General features: G+C 44.5%; 13 protein-coding genes. 8 read left to right on the forward strand and 5 right to left on the reverse strand.

What is annotated here, in order from left to right; translation table 11 throughout:
• Window positions 1–18: 18 nt before the first annotated feature.
• Window positions 19–624 (reverse strand): TetR/AcrR family transcriptional regulator, encoded by a 606-nt coding sequence (locus GVO62_RS02115; RefSeq protein WP_159117533.1) that lies wholly within the window; start codon window positions 622–624, stop codon window positions 19–21.
• Between the two features lie 138 nt (window positions 625–762).
• Here GVO62_RS02115 and GVO62_RS02120 point away from each other — a divergent pair, with 138 nt between their 5' ends.
• The 3 genes from GVO62_RS02120 (at window position 763) to GVO62_RS02130 (ending at window position 4,324) form a co-directional block, all read left to right on the forward strand.
• Window positions 763–1,602 carry a crotonase/enoyl-CoA hydratase family protein gene (locus GVO62_RS02120; RefSeq protein ID WP_159117534.1) on the forward strand — a complete coding sequence of 280 codons (840 nt, stop codon included), beginning with the start codon at window positions 763–765 and terminating at the stop codon, window positions 1,600–1,602.
• 117 nt (window positions 1,603–1,719) lie between these two features.
• Window positions 1,720–3,762 carry an NADPH-dependent 2,4-dienoyl-CoA reductase gene (locus GVO62_RS02125; RefSeq protein ID WP_159117535.1) on the forward strand — a complete coding sequence of 681 codons (2,043 nt, stop codon included), beginning with the start codon at window positions 1,720–1,722 and terminating at the stop codon, window positions 3,760–3,762.
• Window positions 3,763–3,970: 208 nt separating this feature from the next.
• Window positions 3,971–4,324 carry a HopJ type III effector protein gene (locus GVO62_RS02130; RefSeq protein WP_159117536.1) on the forward strand — a complete coding sequence of 118 codons (354 nt, stop codon included), beginning with the start codon at window positions 3,971–3,973 and terminating at the stop codon, window positions 4,322–4,324.
• 83 nt (window positions 4,325–4,407) lie between these two features.
• On the opposite strand, the gene GVO62_RS02135 is transcribed toward GVO62_RS02130, so the two are convergent.
• The 3 genes from GVO62_RS02135 to GVO62_RS02145 are packed head-to-tail and all read right to left on the reverse strand — an operon-like array spanning window position 4,408 to window position 6,829.
• Window positions 4,408–5,625, reverse strand: a complete 1,218-nt coding sequence (locus GVO62_RS02135; RefSeq protein ID WP_159117537.1) for a retropepsin-like aspartic protease family protein — start codon at window positions 5,623–5,625, stop codon at window positions 4,408–4,410.
• A complete protein-coding gene (locus GVO62_RS02140) occupies window positions 5,622–6,071 on the reverse strand; it encodes an acyl-CoA thioesterase (RefSeq protein WP_159117538.1) in 450 nt (149 codons plus the stop codon). Before GVO62_RS02140 ends, GVO62_RS02135 begins: the two co-directional genes overlap by 4 nt.
• Window positions 6,072–6,118: 47 nt before the next feature.
• Window positions 6,119–6,829: an FFLEELY motif protein gene (locus GVO62_RS02145; RefSeq protein ID WP_159117539.1), complete on the reverse strand. Its 711-nt coding sequence runs from the start codon at window positions 6,827–6,829 to the stop codon at window positions 6,119–6,121.
• Window positions 6,830–6,980: 151 nt separating this feature from the next.
• Between GVO62_RS02145 and GVO62_RS02150 the strand changes: the two genes are divergently transcribed.
• From GVO62_RS02150 to GVO62_RS02165, 4 genes are all read left to right on the forward strand, one after another.
• Entirely contained in the window at window positions 6,981–7,589 is a 609-nt protein-coding gene (locus GVO62_RS02150; protein ID WP_159117540.1) for an elongation factor P hydroxylase, read from the forward strand.
• On the forward strand, window positions 7,586–8,734 hold the full coding sequence (locus GVO62_RS02155; protein WP_159117541.1) for an ATP-NAD kinase family protein: 1,149 nt from the start codon (window positions 7,586–7,588) through the stop codon (window positions 8,732–8,734). Before GVO62_RS02150 ends, GVO62_RS02155 begins: the two co-directional genes overlap by 4 nt.
• Window positions 8,735–8,858: 124 nt before the next feature.
• On the forward strand, window positions 8,859–9,152 hold the full coding sequence (locus tag GVO62_RS02160) for a YfcL family protein (RefSeq protein WP_159117542.1): 294 nt from the start codon (window positions 8,859–8,861) through the stop codon (window positions 9,150–9,152).
• Between the two features lie 205 nt (window positions 9,153–9,357).
• Window positions 9,358–12,111 (forward strand): M16 family metallopeptidase, encoded by a 2,754-nt coding sequence (locus GVO62_RS02165; protein ID WP_159117543.1) that lies wholly within the window; start codon window positions 9,358–9,360, stop codon window positions 12,109–12,111.
• Between the two features lie 67 nt (window positions 12,112–12,178).
• Here GVO62_RS02165 and GVO62_RS02170 read toward each other — a convergent pair whose 3' ends face one another.
• Window positions 12,179–12,520 (reverse strand): carboxymuconolactone decarboxylase family protein, encoded by a 342-nt coding sequence (locus tag GVO62_RS02170; protein ID WP_120958912.1) that lies wholly within the window; start codon window positions 12,518–12,520, stop codon window positions 12,179–12,181.
• A gap of 329 nt (window positions 12,521–12,849) precedes the next feature.
• On the opposite strand from GVO62_RS02170, the gene GVO62_RS02175 reads away from it, so the two are divergent.
• Window positions 12,850–16,959 carry a hybrid sensor histidine kinase/response regulator gene (locus GVO62_RS02175; protein ID WP_159117555.1) on the forward strand — a complete coding sequence of 1,370 codons (4,110 nt, stop codon included), beginning with the start codon at window positions 12,850–12,852 and terminating at the stop codon, window positions 16,957–16,959.
• Window positions 16,960–16,977: the final 18 nt, after the last annotated feature.

The following is a 16,977-nucleotide window of genomic DNA, read 5'->3' on the forward strand; positions in this document are numbered from 1 at the left end:
ACTGGTATTAAAGCTTGATTAGGGCTGCTTTTGCATAAATAAGTCCGCTGCACAGTCACACATTTCTTTAATATGGCTATTGTCAGCATAGATACCGTCAATCAGTAACCTTGCAATTCCATGTAACGTGCCCCACGTAACCTGAGCTAAACGAAGAGCATCTTGATTATTCGGCAGCAACCCTTTTTCTTGCCAATAGCGCGTCATCGTCACTTGAAACTGAAAGCAGGGGAATGCCACGTTTTTCAGGTCATTAGTGGCCGCTTGATTCTGCCAGATAGTACGACCAAACATTAATTCATACATCTCTGGGTTGTCGGCAGCGTAGCCAATGTATTCATGCACAAATTCGCGAAAACGCACCTGTGGAGTTTTATTGTCTTGCTCAAATATTCGTTTAGCTGCGGTATGCCAGTCACTAAAGCCTTTGGCCGCAATAGCGCTTAACAGGGCACTCTTGTCTTTAAAGTGGTGATAGGGCGCAGTACGAGAGACGCCGGCATCCTCAGCCAGCTTTCTCAGCGAAAGACTATCAACGCCATGCTCCGACAAACGCGCCGTTGCTGCCTCTATAAGGGCACTGCGTAAATCGCCATGATGATAGCTTTGTACTGCATTAGCCATATATCAAATATTTCCGTTGTTGCAATTGGGACGAATAGATAACGTTTTATCTTGACACTGTCAACATAGCCTTTTATCTTGACGCTGTCTAGTTTGCAAATTTGTTAACAGGAACAGCCCAAGGAGACAGCGCAAACCATGAAGTACTCTACATTAGAAGTAAAACAAGAAGGCCATATTGCCCACGTAGTACTTAATCGCCCTGAAGCGATGAACAGCATGATCCCAGAGTTCTGGACCGAGCTACCGGCAGCCATTCGTGAAATAGATGATGAAGCCAAAGCACGGGTAATCGTTATTTCATCTACAGGTAAGCATTTCTCTGCCGGTATGGATTTATCGGTGTTCCTGAATATGAAAGAAGACTTTAAGGGCGACCCATCGCGCAGAGCTGAGCGTATGCGCCGTATGGTGATGTTGCTTCAAGATAGCTTTACCGCCATAGAGCAGGCACGTATGCCGGTTATTGGTGCCGTGCAAGGCGGGGCAATTGGTGGAGCTGTAGATTTACTAAGTGCATGCGATATGCGCTATTGCACCCAAGATGCCTTTTTCACCATTAAAGAAACCCAATTAGGTATGACGGCGGATGTGGGCACGCTTCAGCGCCTCCCAAAGCTTATTCCCATTGGCATAGTGAAAGAGTTGGCGTATACCGGTCGCAACTTTGGTGCAGCAGAAGCGCAGCAGCTCGGCTTTGTGAATCAGGTATTCGATGATCAAGCGTCAATGCTAGAAGCGGTAATGAAAATAGCTCAGCAGATTGCAATGAATTCGCCGCTAGCAGTTTCAGGCACTAAGACTATGATTAACTACGCGGTAGAACACACGGTGGCAGAAAGCTTGACTTATATGGCCACATGGCAGGCGGGAATGTTCCAAATGGAAGACGTTTTCAAAGCCATGGAAGCACAGAAAACAAAAACGCTGCCGGAGTATCCGCCATTACACACAGCGATTAAGAAAATGAATTCGTAAGTGAATGTAATTAGTTGAATTTTAGAGCGCCTTCACAGAAAAAGCGTATTAGACAAGAATATTTAAACAGGCTTTTAACGGCTTTTACCAAGCCAAAACGACTTTCAGGAATGTATCATGAATCAGACCGTTACCGATCATCCCGTATACCCTCATTTATTTCGCCCGTTAGATTTAGGTTTTACCACCCTCAAAAACCGTGTGCTTATGGGCTCTATGCACACGGGCTTAGAAGAATTACCCGACGGCCACAAACGCATGGCGGCATTTTATGGCGAGCGTGCCAGAGGTGGTGTAGGTCTTATTGTTACCGGCGGTATTGGGCCAAATGAAGAAGGCGCTACTCATCCATCAACGTTTCGTCTAGACACCGACGAAGCGGTGAAAAACCACAAGGAAGTGACTGACGCGGTGCATATTGCAGGCGGCAAGATTTGTATGCAGATACTGCATACGGGTCGTTATGCGTATAGCCCTAAGCTTGTTGCACCTTCTGCGGTTCAAGCGCCAATTAATCCGTTTAAGCCTAAGGCACTTGAAGCTGAAGAGATTGAAAAGCAAATCAAAGATTTCATCACTGCCGCAACCCAAGCCCAGCGCGCAGGTTACGACGGCGTTGAAATCATGGGGTCAGAGGGTTATTTCCTTAACCAGTTTATTGCTAAGCGTACTAACCACCGTGACGATGAGTGGGGCGGCGAATACGAAAACCGAATCCGCCTGCCGATTGAAGTAGTACGCCGCGTGCGCGAGGCAGTAGGTAAGAACTTTATCATTATCTATCGTTTGTCGATGCTCGACCTGGTTGAAGGTGGCTCTACTTATGAAGAAGTCGTACAGCTTGGTAAAGAAATCGAAAAAGCGGGTGCCACTATTATCAACACCGGTATTGGCTGGCATGAGGCGCGTATCCCAACAATAGCAACTAAAGTACCCCGTGCGGCATTTACGTGGGTAACGGCTAAATTCCGCGAAGCACTATCAATTCCAGTGATTACATCGAACCGCATCAACACCCCAGAGGTTGCTGAAGAAGTGTTGTCTCGCGGTGATGCTGACATGGTATCTATGGCGCGTCCGTTCTTGGCCGACCCTGACTTTGTGCGCAAAGCGCAGCAAAATAAAGCCGATGAAATTAATACCTGTATTGGCTGTAACCAAGCCTGCCTTGACCATGTATTTAACGGTAAAATGACCAGCTGTTTGGTAAATCCAAGAGCCTGCCACGAGCTTGAAATTAACGTGAAACCAGCCGATACCAAAAAGCGTGTTGCAGTTGTGGGTGCAGGCCCGGCTGGATTAGCAGCGGCAGTCACCTCAGCTGAGCGTGGACACGATGTTGTGGTTTACGATGCATCTAGTGAAATTGGTGGTCAATTTAATATCGCCAAACAAATCCCTGGTAAAGAAGAGTTCTACGAGACGCTGCGTTATTTCAAGCGCCAGATTGAGCTTCACAAAAACATTACCCTTAAACTGAATACCTATGTTGACGCCGCCACGTTAAACGATGAAGGGTTTGACGAAGTGATGGTAGCAACGGGTATCAAACCACGCACGCCAGCGATTGAAGGTATTGAGCATGAGAAAGTGCTGACCTATATCGAAGTATTGAAGGAAAAGAAACCCGTTGGCAATAAAGTGGCCATTATCGGTGCTGGTGGTATTGGTTTTGATACCGCTGAATACTTGTCTCATGGCAAAGAAACGCCAAGCCAAGACATTCCTGCATTTATGAAAGAGTGGGGCATTGATATGACCTTCTCGGCTCGCGCGGGTATAGAAGGCGTTAAGCCGCAGCCAGAGCCATCGCCAAGAGAGATCTTCCTACTACAGCGCAAGACTACAAAAGTAGGCGCAGGTTTAGGCAAAACAACGGGGTGGGCACACAGAGTAGGCTTGCTGGCCAAAGGCGTTACCATGATCCCTGGCGTAAGCTACGATAAAATTGATGACGAAGGGCTACACATTACGGTAGAAGGCAATAGCCAAGTATTGCCAGTAGATAACATCATCATCTGTGCAGGCCAGGAGCCGATGCGAGATATCGTTGAAGGCTTAAACATGCCTTATCACTTAATTGGCGGTGCTGATGAAGCGTTAGAGCTAGACGCAAAACGCGCCATCGACCAAGGCACGCGAGTGTGTGCTGCAGTTTAACGACCTAGCACAAAAACAAAGTTAGAAATATAAGTGCCTCATTAAAAGGTACTTCAGATTGATGTAAACCCCTCTTTTTTCGGAGGGGTTTATTTTTTCTAGCTGCCGAAGGCTGTGATTTTTTATGAAAATACCGAAACCAAATTTGTTTCGGCCTGTTGAAGTTACCTAGACCTGCTATTATCACTTTCTTTTTTTCGAGATAAACATGGCATACAGCAACACCCGAGACTTAGTTCAAGCCGTTAGCAATTCACCAGAGACTATCGAGTTTAACGATGTTATCGCGCTCGTAGATAGTGCTTTTGCCTTTACGCCAACCGCGTTTACCAATGGTGATGTGTCAAACGAAGCAAACCAGAATAATGGTTCATGCAAGCTGCTTGCACTGGGTCAGCATTTAAAGCTAAATCAAGCACAAACACTGGCTTTGTTTGGACGATTCTATCGCGAAGACGTACTTAATAACCCTAGTGGTAACGACCACGCCAATATCCGCAACTTTATGAAAACAGGGCATGAAGGCGTGGCGTTTGAGACGTTTCCTTTAGTTGAACTATAAGACAGCAAAGCGTTATGACAGTTGAACAGGTAAAGTGTTGTGAAATCGTGACATGCTTTTGAAACACATGCTTTTGAAATAGGTTAGTCTCGCTCTGTCAAAATCAGCTCGCTAGACTGGGGCATTATCGCAAAGTCAAACTGCCCTAAGACGTTCATTCCCAGTAAACCATCAGCATCGGGTAGGGCGTCCTCGGGAAGAACGATGGCAGATACATCATTGAACTCGTAGCCAGCGAAATAAAATCGCGGTATTTGTATAAGTGGAGCTTCGATAGTTCCTGATGCGGTTCTAACGTTGAAGTTGCCAATAAACGTGAGGTTTCGCATACGGCCCAAGCGAGCAAATAATCGCGACGATATTGCAGTAGTACTGGCACCCGTATCTAAAATCATGTTGGCTTTTTGGTTAAGCGCCTTTGCCTCAAGACGATATTGATCGCCAATGCGTTCAAGGGCTACGCGTGTTTGATACCGAGCCGCGTCTGGGCTTGTGGGTTCAATTTCGCTGTTGCTTGGTGCGGTGTCTGCGCTGGCCATATCGCGCATTTCATAGGCTTTATCGCGAATCATATTGGCGTCTCTGTCGTTTAACGGCAGAGCGGCGAGTACATCTTCCATTAGCGTAAGCTTTTGCTGGTAAGCGTACGCTTCAGCCAAATTGAGGGTGTAGTGTTTAGCGTCGGGTATGCGTTGATACAAGGGCTCATTTAACCTAGCAACTAGTTCCCATTGTTCGTCTTGACTTAACTGCGTTTGCGCCTGCTGATATAAAGTGGCAATTTTAGTGTCGATCAACGAGAGCGTTTCAAGTGAAAGAGACAACTCAGCTAAATCGTAATAGTGTACCAGAGCCGTGGGAAGTGGCTTCGTCATCTCAATCAACTCACCTTCCAGTAACAGTAGCGATTCGTTGAGCGGGCTATTTTTTAAATAGTTGGTTAGTTCAGTGGCGAGTAACGCATACTGTCCGTCATCGAGCAGAGTGGTTAGGGCTGCTATATTATTTTGGGTAATCTGTCGCGAAGTTGAGCGTAGATCTTCACGCTCATTTGACGGTATGCTAGTTCTGTCAACCTTCGAAGAAAAGGTGGGTTCACGTTGTTTGTTGAAGGGCTCTATATTGCCCTTCGCCTGTTTCTCACTTTCTTGCGCTGCCTCATGTTGTAAACGATGCTCATAGCTTGCTTCCAGCTTATAAGCACTGTCATTGTGCTGCTTTAAGCTAATCCATAGGTAAACATTGATGCCTAACGACACGCATAGAAACAGTGTAAGCAGAACTGCGAGCCATCTTCTCATTGTTTTAAACACGCCTGACCATAAACGTCCACAAACTGCTTAGGCATCCGTTTTGGCGCGCCTGTATCAAGGCTAACACATACAAATGTGGTTATGGCATCGAATACGGTTTTGTTTCGCTTTGGGCAGATAAACTGAAATTGACGCTTTAAAGTCAGTTTGTTGTCACAATGCACTATCCACGTTGCGCATTCTAAGGTATCACCAAGATGAGTTGGCAGGTGATAGTTAAGTTCGTGACGCTTGATCACCATACCTCGGTTTAGCGCTTGATAATCGGCAAATTGTAAACCGAGCGCGTTTGAATGAGCCCATGCCAAGCTTTCTAGCTGCGACAGGTATGCCACATTATTCACATGTTGATAGTGGTCTATGTGCGTTTCATCAACATGCCATTGCTGCACGTAGGGGGTGTCTAACATCCAATTTAGCGTTGGGTTGCTCAAATTTCTTCCTTTCTTTCAATCTGTTTTATATCTACCACAACTTCGCTTCACATAACAGGTAAAGGGTTATCTTCAGGTAACGTCAACTCGTCACTCAATAACGTCTGCATTATCGCCTTTTCACGTACCAACACCGGCTGAATAAAGCTTTGTACATCACCTAAGGCTTTGAACGCATCGAACCCTCGTTCCAAAAATTCGTGTAGGGCAAGCAAGCCTGCAAGCTTTGCGGGTCTCCGCGATAGAGAAATTAGCATACCTATACCACGAATTTTTATGACATCAGAAAGTTGATCGCCCAAGTGTGAAATTATATCGATTTGATGTGTGCGATCGTCGATTCTGCTAACGTGTCGATAGGCGAGCGCATAGTTATCGCGATTGATGGGTTCGTCAGGAAAGTGAGCGTTAAGGTACTGAGCCATCGCCATATCTAAATCAAACGACAATGCATTTAACGATAGTGCATCGTCCATGGCGTTCATGGCTTTATCGGGGAGTACTTTTGCGAGTTTTGGAATAACGCGAACTAAGTCAGCGTCCCGTTGGCTAAAGTCTTTTGGGCCATACAACTCATCCACAAAAAACGCCATGGCTTTTTGGTAACGCTTTTGCTGGGCTAAATCGTCGTGAGTAACCAGTAAACGCTCACATTGCCAATGCTGCAGCTGATGAATGATAGGCATTACGCCCAGTTGATTAGCCAAATCACGAAGGGCATTTACCCGATGGATATGTTTAATGATCTCTTGCGCCAAATGACAAACTCCCCGTAACGTTGGCATAACTCAATTTTTGTAAACCTAGATTGACCCAAGCAAGCGTGCCTTTCAAGTGAGAAAGTGATGTTTTACTGGTATACTCGCCGCCATTAGTTTAGCTCGCTTATTTAGATTATTAATTAACGTAATGAACAGTCAAAGTAGTCAGTCATCATTGAACAATACCCTCGAAAATGATCCCGCTTATGCACACAAGCTAGGTTCAGAAAGAGACAAAGATGTTCCCACGTTAATATCATTATTTAATAGCACGTTTGAAGATTTCAATACACGCTTGGTTTTAGGCGATGATGAACCTATTTACATCCCTGCAGGTAACGAAAAACCTTACCATCAAATCGTGTTTGCTCATGGTTTTTTTTCAAGTGCTTTGCATGAGATTGCCCATTGGTGCATTGCGGGCGAAAAGCGCAGGCTTTTAGAAGATTACGGATACTGGTATTGCCCTGATGGACGTAATGAAACTCAGCAGGCAGATTTTGAAAAAGTAGAAATTAAGCCGCAAGCTATCGAATGGGCGTTTACCGAAGCCTGTGGAAGAAGATTTCAGGTGAGTACCGACAATTTGAACGGCGCAGAACCCGACAGAGAAGGTTTTACTAAAAATGTTGCAGCGCAGCTAGCGCTTTATAAAGCCGATGGCTTTCCGCCTAGAGCTGAACGCTTTATCAACGCCTTAGAAAATACTTTTTGCAAAAAGAAGCACGATGACGCCCCTGGAGCAAATGCAGCATGATAAATAACGACTCTGACCGCCCAGCCATTTTTAAGCTTGGTGTTCTGGTAAACCCTTTTGCTGGAATAGGCGGGGCTCTTGCACTTAAAGGCAGTGACGGCGCTGAAATTCGTGAAAAAGCACTTGCCATGGGTGCAGAGCAAAAAGCCAACGAAAAGGTGGCTAAAGCACTTAGTATTCTTGAAGCATTATCGGGGCAATTTACTGTCATGACCGCGTCAGGCGATATGGGCGAAACAGTGTGTGAATCTCTAGGTATTCCTTATGAGGTAATCTACACACCTAATGCCGAGCAAACCGAAGGTGAAGATTCAGAGCGCGCTGCAAAAGCCATGGTAGAAGCTAACGTTGACCTACTACTGTTCGCAGGAGGCGACGGCACTGCGCGAAATATTTGCAGCGTAGTTGGCACGCAGGTACCAGTGTTAGGCGTGCCAGCGGGCTGCAAAATTCATTCAGGCGTTTACTGTGTATCGCCGTCAGCGGCGGGGCAGGTAGTAAGCCAAATGATCGCTGGTGAGCTAGTTAGCGAGATGGACGCCGAAGTCCGTGATATTGATGAAAATGCGTTTCGCGAAGGAAAAGTGATTGCTAAGCATTACGGTGAAATGCGGGTACCGGCCGAGTTGACTTACGTTCAAGCAGTAAAAATGGGCGGCAAAGAAGACGAGGCGCTAGTGTTAGACGACATTGCCGCTTATGTAAGCGAAATTATGGACGATGAGCCTGACACTTATTTTGTTATGGGTTCTGGCTCGACCGTGGGCGCGGTTATGGAGTTCCTCGACTTAGATAATACCTTGTTAGGTGTTGACGTAGTCAAGCAGGGTGAAGTAGTGGCAAGTGACGTGACTGCTAGCGAATTGATTACGCTAACTCAAGATAAACCCACCAAAGTGATTTTGACGGTTATTGGTGGTCAGGGGCATATCTTGGGCCGCGGAAATCAACAGTTAAGCCCCGCGTTTATTCGTCAAATTGGCAAACAAAACATGCTTGTCGTCGCCACTAAGCAAAAACTTCAGGCATTAAACGGTAAGCCGCTTCGATTAGATTCAAGCGATGCATCCCTCGATTCTGAATTAGCGGGCGCGTTTACGGTTATTACAGGCTACAAAGATAAAGTACTTTGCCAGGCTGTTTAAAAGCAAAAGCAAGATAAAAAGAAGAAGCGATGCGTTTATTGTCAGCACGTTTCATTTTAAATTTAAGAAAATAGAAAACTGAAGATTAAGAACTGATATCTAAATATCGAAAAAGGAGTATGAAGTGTTACCACCTGCTGCAGCACCAGAACATGTCGTTAAAGCGATTGCAGAGATAGAGGCAAGCCTTGACGACGTAGTTAATCACGGTAGCGACGACGAGTTGTTTATTGCAAGCTATCTGCAAGGGCATTTCGCAGTAGAATCCCGTCAACTGGAAATGCGAGAAGATGCCTCCATAGCCATGCTCAACGATAAAATGGTGGAAAGCTTAAATGAAGCGTTTGCCAACAATGAACTAGAAAGCGAAGACGCCAAACAAGTAAAGGCGCTTTGGGATAGGTTAGTCGCGATGTAAATGCGGCTATCCTTTGCTTCTCTCAACCGGTTGCTTTTTTCCTTTTTCTCTCAATCCTTTGTCCTTTACAATCCGTTACAGTTTTATTTTTCGTTATCCTTTATTTACTGCCAGATTAGCTTATCTTTTATAATGCCTCATAGTGAGTGTGCAGTGCTTGGCGCCCATAGGTGTTTAGCACAGACTAAAAATTAAGGATGACGACATGACTGTACTTGAATATCTCACCCAGCGCTTGAAAGTGAGCGTAGGTGTGCTGGCTGTAAGCAGTGCGCTGATAAGTTCAGCTTTTGCTGCGAATGACATCAATATCGATTACGAAAAGTTTACTACCGATAACGGGTTAACCGTAATTGTTCATGAAGACCGCAAAGCACCAGTGGTCGCTGTTGCAGTGTGGTACAAAGTAGGTTCAAAAGATGAGCCAGAGGGTAAATCTGGGTTTGCCCATTTGTTCGAACATCTAATGTTCAACGGCACCGAGAACTACGATGATGAATGGTTCGGGCCGCTTCAAGACGCCGGGGCCACAGGCCTAAACGGTACCACAAATTTTGACCGTACTAATTACTTTCAAACCGTTCCCACACCCGCACTAGACCGTATTTTGTGGATGGAATCTGATCGCATGGGTCACCTTTTAGGTGCTGTTACGCAAGAGAAGCTAGATGAACAGCGTGGCGTTGTACAAAATGAAAAGCGTCAAGGCGAAGACCAGCCCTACGGAAGCGTTTTTACACACATTTTTGAAGGTTTATTCCCCGTTGGACACCCATATCACCACACAGTGATTGGTTCAATGGAAGACCTTAATTCAGCGTCGTTAGATGACGTAAAGGGCTGGTTTAATAAATATTATGGCCCCAATAACGCGATTTTAGTGTTAAGCGGCGATATTAACGCTGAAGAAGCCAAACCTTTAGTTGATAAATACTTTGGCGATATTGAGCCCGGTCCTGCACTATCTAAATGGCAAGCATGGGTGCCGAAACGCAGCGTAAATACCCGCGAAATTATTCAGGACAAAGTGCCTCAATCACGAATTTATCGCCTTTGGGTGTCACCTGAGAATACATCTTCAACCGCAACCGATTTATTTATTGCAGCAAGCGCGTTGGGTGACGGCAAAAATTCTCGTCTATATAAAGAACTTGTTTACGACCAGCAAATTGCTACTAATGCCTCGGTATTTAACTACGAGCTACAAATGGCGTCTATTTTTGGCGTAACGGTTGACGTGAAAGACGGCGTTGACGTTGCCATGGTGGAAAAAGAAATCGATAAAGTCATTAGTGAATTTTTGCGTAAAGGGCCTAGCAAAGACGAAGTTAAATTGGTGTCGACTAAGCGACGTGCTTCGATTATTCGTGGTCTTGAAGAGGTAGGGGGCTTTGGTGGCAAGGCTGATACCCTTGCGAGCGGTGAATTTATTGCTGGTGACCCTAATTATTTTAAAACTGAGTTAAGTGAGCTAGATCAGGCGACGCCTAAAAGCGTTAAAGCCGCCGCCAATAAATGGCTAGAAGAAGGGTGGCATCAAATCACGGTTGTTCCGTTTATCGAGCACGCAGCCTCGACAGAAGGCGTTGATCGCAGTTCGGGTTTGCCGTCAATCGATGCCGAGACCCAACTGAGCTTCCCTGAAGTGAAAGAAACTACACTATCCAATGGTATAAATGTAGTATTTGCAAAACGCTCTACGGTTCCATTAGTTAATGTGGCTGTACAGTTTGATGCAGGTTACGCGGCTGACGCCGGTGGCAAGCTTGGACTTGCGAGTTTCACCACTCAGATGCTTGATGAAGGTGCAGGTAAATACGATGCTTTAGAACTGGCTGCAGAACTAGAACAGTTGGGAACAAATTTAAACGCCGGCTCAAATCTCGACACCACCACTGTTAGTATGTCGATGCTAACAGAGAACATGGAGCCATCGCTGGAACTCTTGGGTGATATCTTAAAATCACCCACGTTCAAAGATGAGGAAATAGAACGTCAACGTGCACTTATTCTAAGCAATATCGCACAGCAAAAAACACGGCCTGTAAGTATTGCGCTTACGTTGCTGCCACCGCTCATCTATGGCGAAGGCCATGCCTATGGTATTCCGTTTACTGGTAACGGAACAGAGCAAGACGTGCAAGCAATAACGCGAAGCGATCTAGTTAGCTTTAAAAATACGTGGCTACGCCCTGATAATGCGACAATTTTTGTTGTGGGTGACACTACGTTAGACGCCGTTAAACCTATGCTCGAAAAAGAGTTTGGTAAATGGAAAGTCAAAGGCGACAAGGGCGCGAAACACATTGCTGAAGCGACCATGCCTGAACAAGGTCAGGCAATTATTATCGACCGCCCAGGCGCGCAGCAGTCGCTTATTTTAGCCGCTCACTTGGCACCGGCTACGGGGGCTGATAACAACATAGCCATCAATGCTATGAACCAAACCTTAGGCGGAGCTTTTACCGCACGCGTGAATATGAATTTACGTGAAGATAAAAGTTGGTCTTATGGTGCGTACACTTTCCTACAAGATGCCAGAGGTCAGCGTCCGTTTATGGTTTATGCTCCCGTACAAACCGATAAAACAGGCCCGTCTCTGCGTGAACTTAAAAAAGAGATTAGCGCATATTTAGGTGATAAACCGCCGATGGAGAATGAACTCGAGAGAGCTCGGTTAGATGAAGTTCGCTCATTGCCAGGTCAATTCGAGACGGCGAATGCGGTGCTGAATAGTTTGCTGTCGAGTAAAAGGTTCAATCGACAATACAACTACCCTGAGTTTTTAGTGGAGAAGTACAACAATTTGACTTTGGACGACCTCAGCAGGGCGGCTGAAGAAGTGTTACACCCAGAAAAACTCACTTGGATAATCATTGGTGATGCTGAAAAGATCAAAGAAGAAGTTGAAGCAGCAGGACTTGGCAAGGTCAGTGTTCAAAGCATGAACTCGCTGTAATACGTACGCTTGTTAAAAGAGTAAATACAGGGTCGAAGACGTTTTCGACCCTTTACTTTATAGCGAATTATTCGCTAAATTCATCGAACGCACGTAGTGCATCTGCCGCGTACATAAACGATGGGCCACCGCCCATGTAAACTGACATCCCGCATACTTCTTCAATTTCTTCACGGGTTGCTCCTAAATTGACTAACGCTTTCGCGTGAAAACCTATACAACCGTCACAACGTGTGGCAATACCAATGGCAAGAGCAATAAGCTCTTTCGTTTTTTTATCTAACGCGCCGTCAGCGGTTGCAGCTTTAGCCATGTCGGAAAAGCCTTTCATTACCTCTGGGACACCTTTCTTAACTTCGCCTAAGTAAGGATTTAGGCTTTCTGTAATCTCTTTATATGATTTAGTCATTCTAAATGCTCCTGCTGTTTGTCGCTCATTTGAAAACAAGTAATAAACCTTCACATAGCGTTATGTTAAAGCGTGGTTTTTGGTTCACTATGATACAAGTCAAAGCTTTGTTCTTTTTATTGTGAAATACGTCTTTGGTAGAATAGATAAGGGTAAAGAGATACTCTAAGGTTTGTCGAGTTTCATCTAGTAACCGTTTTATTATTTTGAAAATTATCTCAAGTCGTGGAATGGCGAGTTATCTATCTTCATTAGTCTGCTTTTTTACAGCGGCCATTTACGCCCTTTCCAGCTTTGCAAGCGCCTCGCCGTCTCGCTCTGACACGCTCATGAATGAATATTCTGTAGAGCTGTTAACCGCCGAAGACGGCTTTGTGTCATCTGAAATTTATTCCATCATTCAAGACCATCAAGGGTTTCTATGGTTTGGAACTGCAGAAAACGGGGTTATGCGTTATGACGGAAGAAAAATAACGCTATTTGAGGCGGATAATAATCACAGTCAAAGCTTATCCCACAATGACGCCGGAAATTTAATGCTAGATGCTAATGGTGACATATGGATTGGCACTTGGGGCGGAGGTCTTAATAAATATGAGCCAACCACAGGTGAATTTTTTCGTTATTTGAACGATAACACTGACTCTACTTCTTTGTCTTCAAACCGAATTCAGTCACTGTTTAACGACGTAACAGGGCAACTTTGGTTTGGTTCTTATGATCAAGGCTTAAATAGATATTTAGGCGACGGAGAATTTGAGCAGGTTAAACATATTCCTGCAGACGAAACGAGTCTTTCTCACAATCGTATTTGGGACATGATTGATAATGATGAACATACTATGTGGGTTGCAACAAGTTTCGGTTTGAACCTGCTAGACAAACGTTCCTTAACCGCCCAGCATTTTTTTCCAGACCCCAAAAACCAAACCGCAACAGGGGCAAATGAAATTCGAAGCCTGCTTAAAACGTCGTCTGACCAATTCTACGTTGCAACCCAAGAAGGCCCCTTTTTGTTTATTGCGGAATCAGGTGCTTTCATTCCTCAGAAAAACCGCGACGGCAAGAGCCTAGGTCAGGTTAACTCCATGATTGAAGACCATAACGGTGCGGTATGGTTTGTAACGACTCAAGGCCTTTTTCGACATACTGGCAAAGGGAATACCGTTGAACAAGTTAACTTTGGTTATAACAACGGTCTTCGCATTATTTTTGAAGATCACACCAAAACTAAATGGATAACCAGTGAAGTCCACGGCATCTTTAAATTGGCTCCAAGGCGAAACATCAAGCAGATTAATAGCGATTCGCTGGCCTCGCCGAACGGTATTCAACGTGATGAAAATGGTGATATTTTGATTGTTACGGCTAACGCCGATATCTACAAGTGGGATGTGGATACTAAAACGTTAGAACAAGAGTATACCTCGGTATTCGAGGGGCTTGAGGGCTACGAAAAACAGGGTGTCATAGAGCGCCCGATTATAGTGAGCGACGGAAATGGGGTTTTGTGGGTTGCACAAGATAATTATATCGCCCGGGTTGACCGAAAAAGTGACGAGATAAAACACATCACTTTCCCAAAAACGGACAGAAACTATCGCCAATTTACAGAATTCAGATCTCTCGCTTTGGATGACAAAGGTAGGGTTTGGATTGGAACCTACAAGCACGGTGTATTTGTTTACGACGAAAAAGCCGATGCTTTTCGTCATCTTACGGTTGAAGACGGACTTTCACACCCAGAAACGCACATTATATACAAAGACCGCGAAGGCAATATGTGGGTGGGAACAGGGGGCGGTATCAACCTATGGTCTTCTGAAAACGAACAGTTTATCCCCTTCAAAAGCGCAACACATCAGCAAAATGGTCTGCTAGGCAATATAGTGGAAGATATACATGAGACGAAAAATGGGCAAATATGGGTCGCCACCCAAATGGGTCTTAATCGCTATGTGCCTAAAACTAAGGCATTTGAATGGTTTGATGAGAGTAAGGGGCTTCCATCAAATTTAATCAGGGCAGTCGCTGACGGTGACGACAACCAAATATGGCTTACCACCAATAAAGGTATTTTTCTGTTCAACCCCGATACTCAACAGGCGTTAAGTTACAACAGTGAGACGGCCCTCGCGGGTAAAAATTTTTATTCAAATAGTCTTATCAAAGCATCCCAAAATACCTTTTTTACCAGCAGCCAACGTGGAGTCGAGTACTTCAGTTATTCAGACGTGCAAAACGAGTTTGTAGACTCCAACATCGTTCTTACTGGCTTTCACAAAATGGGAGAGTCAGTAAGTTTTGGCACGCCTATGTCTTACGTCCGGGATATTTACCTTTCCTATGAAGACGACTTCTTTTCTCTGGAATTTGCTCACTTAGACTTTTCTGCTTCCAAGCGCTCTCATTTCGCCTATAAATTGGAAGGATATGATGAACAGTGGATTGATATCGGCAATCTCAATAATGTCTCTTTTACTAACTTAAATGGTGGCACTTACACTTTCTTAGTGAAGGCAATGAGGCCTAATGGTGATTGGGGCAAAGAAGTACTATCGGTTAATTTACACGTAGCTGCTGCTCCTTGGAAAACATGGTGGGCTTATAGCTTTTACGCGGCTTTTCTTTTCAGCATCCTAGTTTTTTTCGTATATCTTAGAACGCGACTGCAACAAAGTGAAATTACAAAACAAAAGCAATTTGTTCAGGCACTCGAACAACAGGTCTCAGAGAAAACCGCATCTTTAGAGGCGCAAGCAGAAGATTTGAAACTGGCCTTACAACAAGCTGAGGAAGCTACAAAGTTGAAGTCAGAATTTCTAGCCAACATGAGTCATGAAATTCGGACGCCCATGAATGGGGTAATTGGTATGTTGGGATTACTTAAAAGAAGTAACCTGACATCTGAACAAACTCAACGTCTCAGCATTGCCAGCACAAGCGCTCATTCGTTATTGGCACTTATCAACGATATTTTAGATTTTTCAAAAATTGAAGCAGATAAGCTCGAAATAGAAACTGTCGAATTTGATGTGCGTGAAGTGATAGAAAATATTGCGCGTTCTCTGGCGTACAATGCGCAAGAGAAAGGGTTAGTTTTGGTCGTTGATCTTTCAAAAGTGAACGTTGCGACGATTAAATCCGATCCAAACCGAATTCAGCAGATAATTACGAATCTACTTAGCAATGCAGTTAAATTTACTGATAATGGCGAGATACGTATTAAGGCAGAATTGATCCCCCACGATAAAGGTGAAACCGCAGCATTATGCATGACCGTTGAAGATACGGGGATAGGTATACCAGATGCAAAAGTCCCGCACTTGTTTGATCTTTTCACTCAGGTCGATGCTTCCACTACAAGACGCTACGGCGGTACGGGATTAGGGCTTAGCATTACCAAAAAACTCTGCCAGCTATTGGGTGGAGATATCAGTGTTAAGACCGAAGTAGGCAAGGGAAGCTGTTTTAGCGTTGTGTGCGAAGTTGGTTATGACAAAAACAGCGAATTAAATAAGCCCACGCTAGCTAAAAGCCATATGTGCTGCTTAATCGTTGATAGTAACGCCTCTACTAGAAAAGCAATGCAAGCCCAGCTTGAGCGTTGGAATGTTAGTGTCTTATGTGTCTCTTCGATAGACGAAGCCATCACCGAATTTTCCTTCATGGATGATGCTCATCAGGAGCACTCAGCGCCATTGATTGACGTTGTATTTTTAGATAAGCCTACCGATCCAACTGCGATATACGGATTTTGTCAAAGCCTTCGAAACGCTAAACGTACGAAGCACTCCAGAATCGTTTTAATGACCTTAATGGCCGATATGGATGCTGCTAGTGACATTAGCAAATTCGAAATTGAAGCGAGTTATCCTAAGCCACTTGCAACATCAGATCTGCTCTCTGTACTACAGAAAACAAATTTCAACAAGGAAGTAAGTAGCTATCCTGATACCAACTCTGTTAGAAATACTGCCGATAATTTCGAGCCTAAAGCATTGCTTATTGATCAACACAGAGTTGAGCCCGACCTATCCGTGAAAGATTTAGCCAACATATTATTAGTAGAAGATAACGAAATTAATCAATTAGTTGCTACTTCTGTAATTGAAAGCGAAGGGTATCGTGTAGATGTAGCTAAAAATGGGGTTGAAGCCATAGCGCTTCTTACTCAATCGAAGCACGGCAGCGAAGCCTACAAAATTATTTTTATGGATTGTCAAATGCCAGAAATGGACGGATTTGAAGCTACTCGGCTTATTCGTAAAGGGGAAGCCGGTGAGCGTTACAAAACTATTCCCATTATTGCTATGACGGCAAATGCCATGCAAAGTGACAAAGAAAAGTGCATGAAAACTGGTATGGATGATTTTTTGGCGAAACCCATTAAGCATGAGGAAGTTATATTCACGCTGAAAAATTGGCTTTCAAAATAGAATTTGATACTCGCTTAC

Origin of the sequence: Alteromonas sp. KUL150 (genome assembly GCF_009811475.1) — a bacterium.
Classification (GTDB): domain Bacteria; phylum Pseudomonadota; class Gammaproteobacteria; order Enterobacterales; family Alteromonadaceae; genus Alteromonas; species Alteromonas gracilis.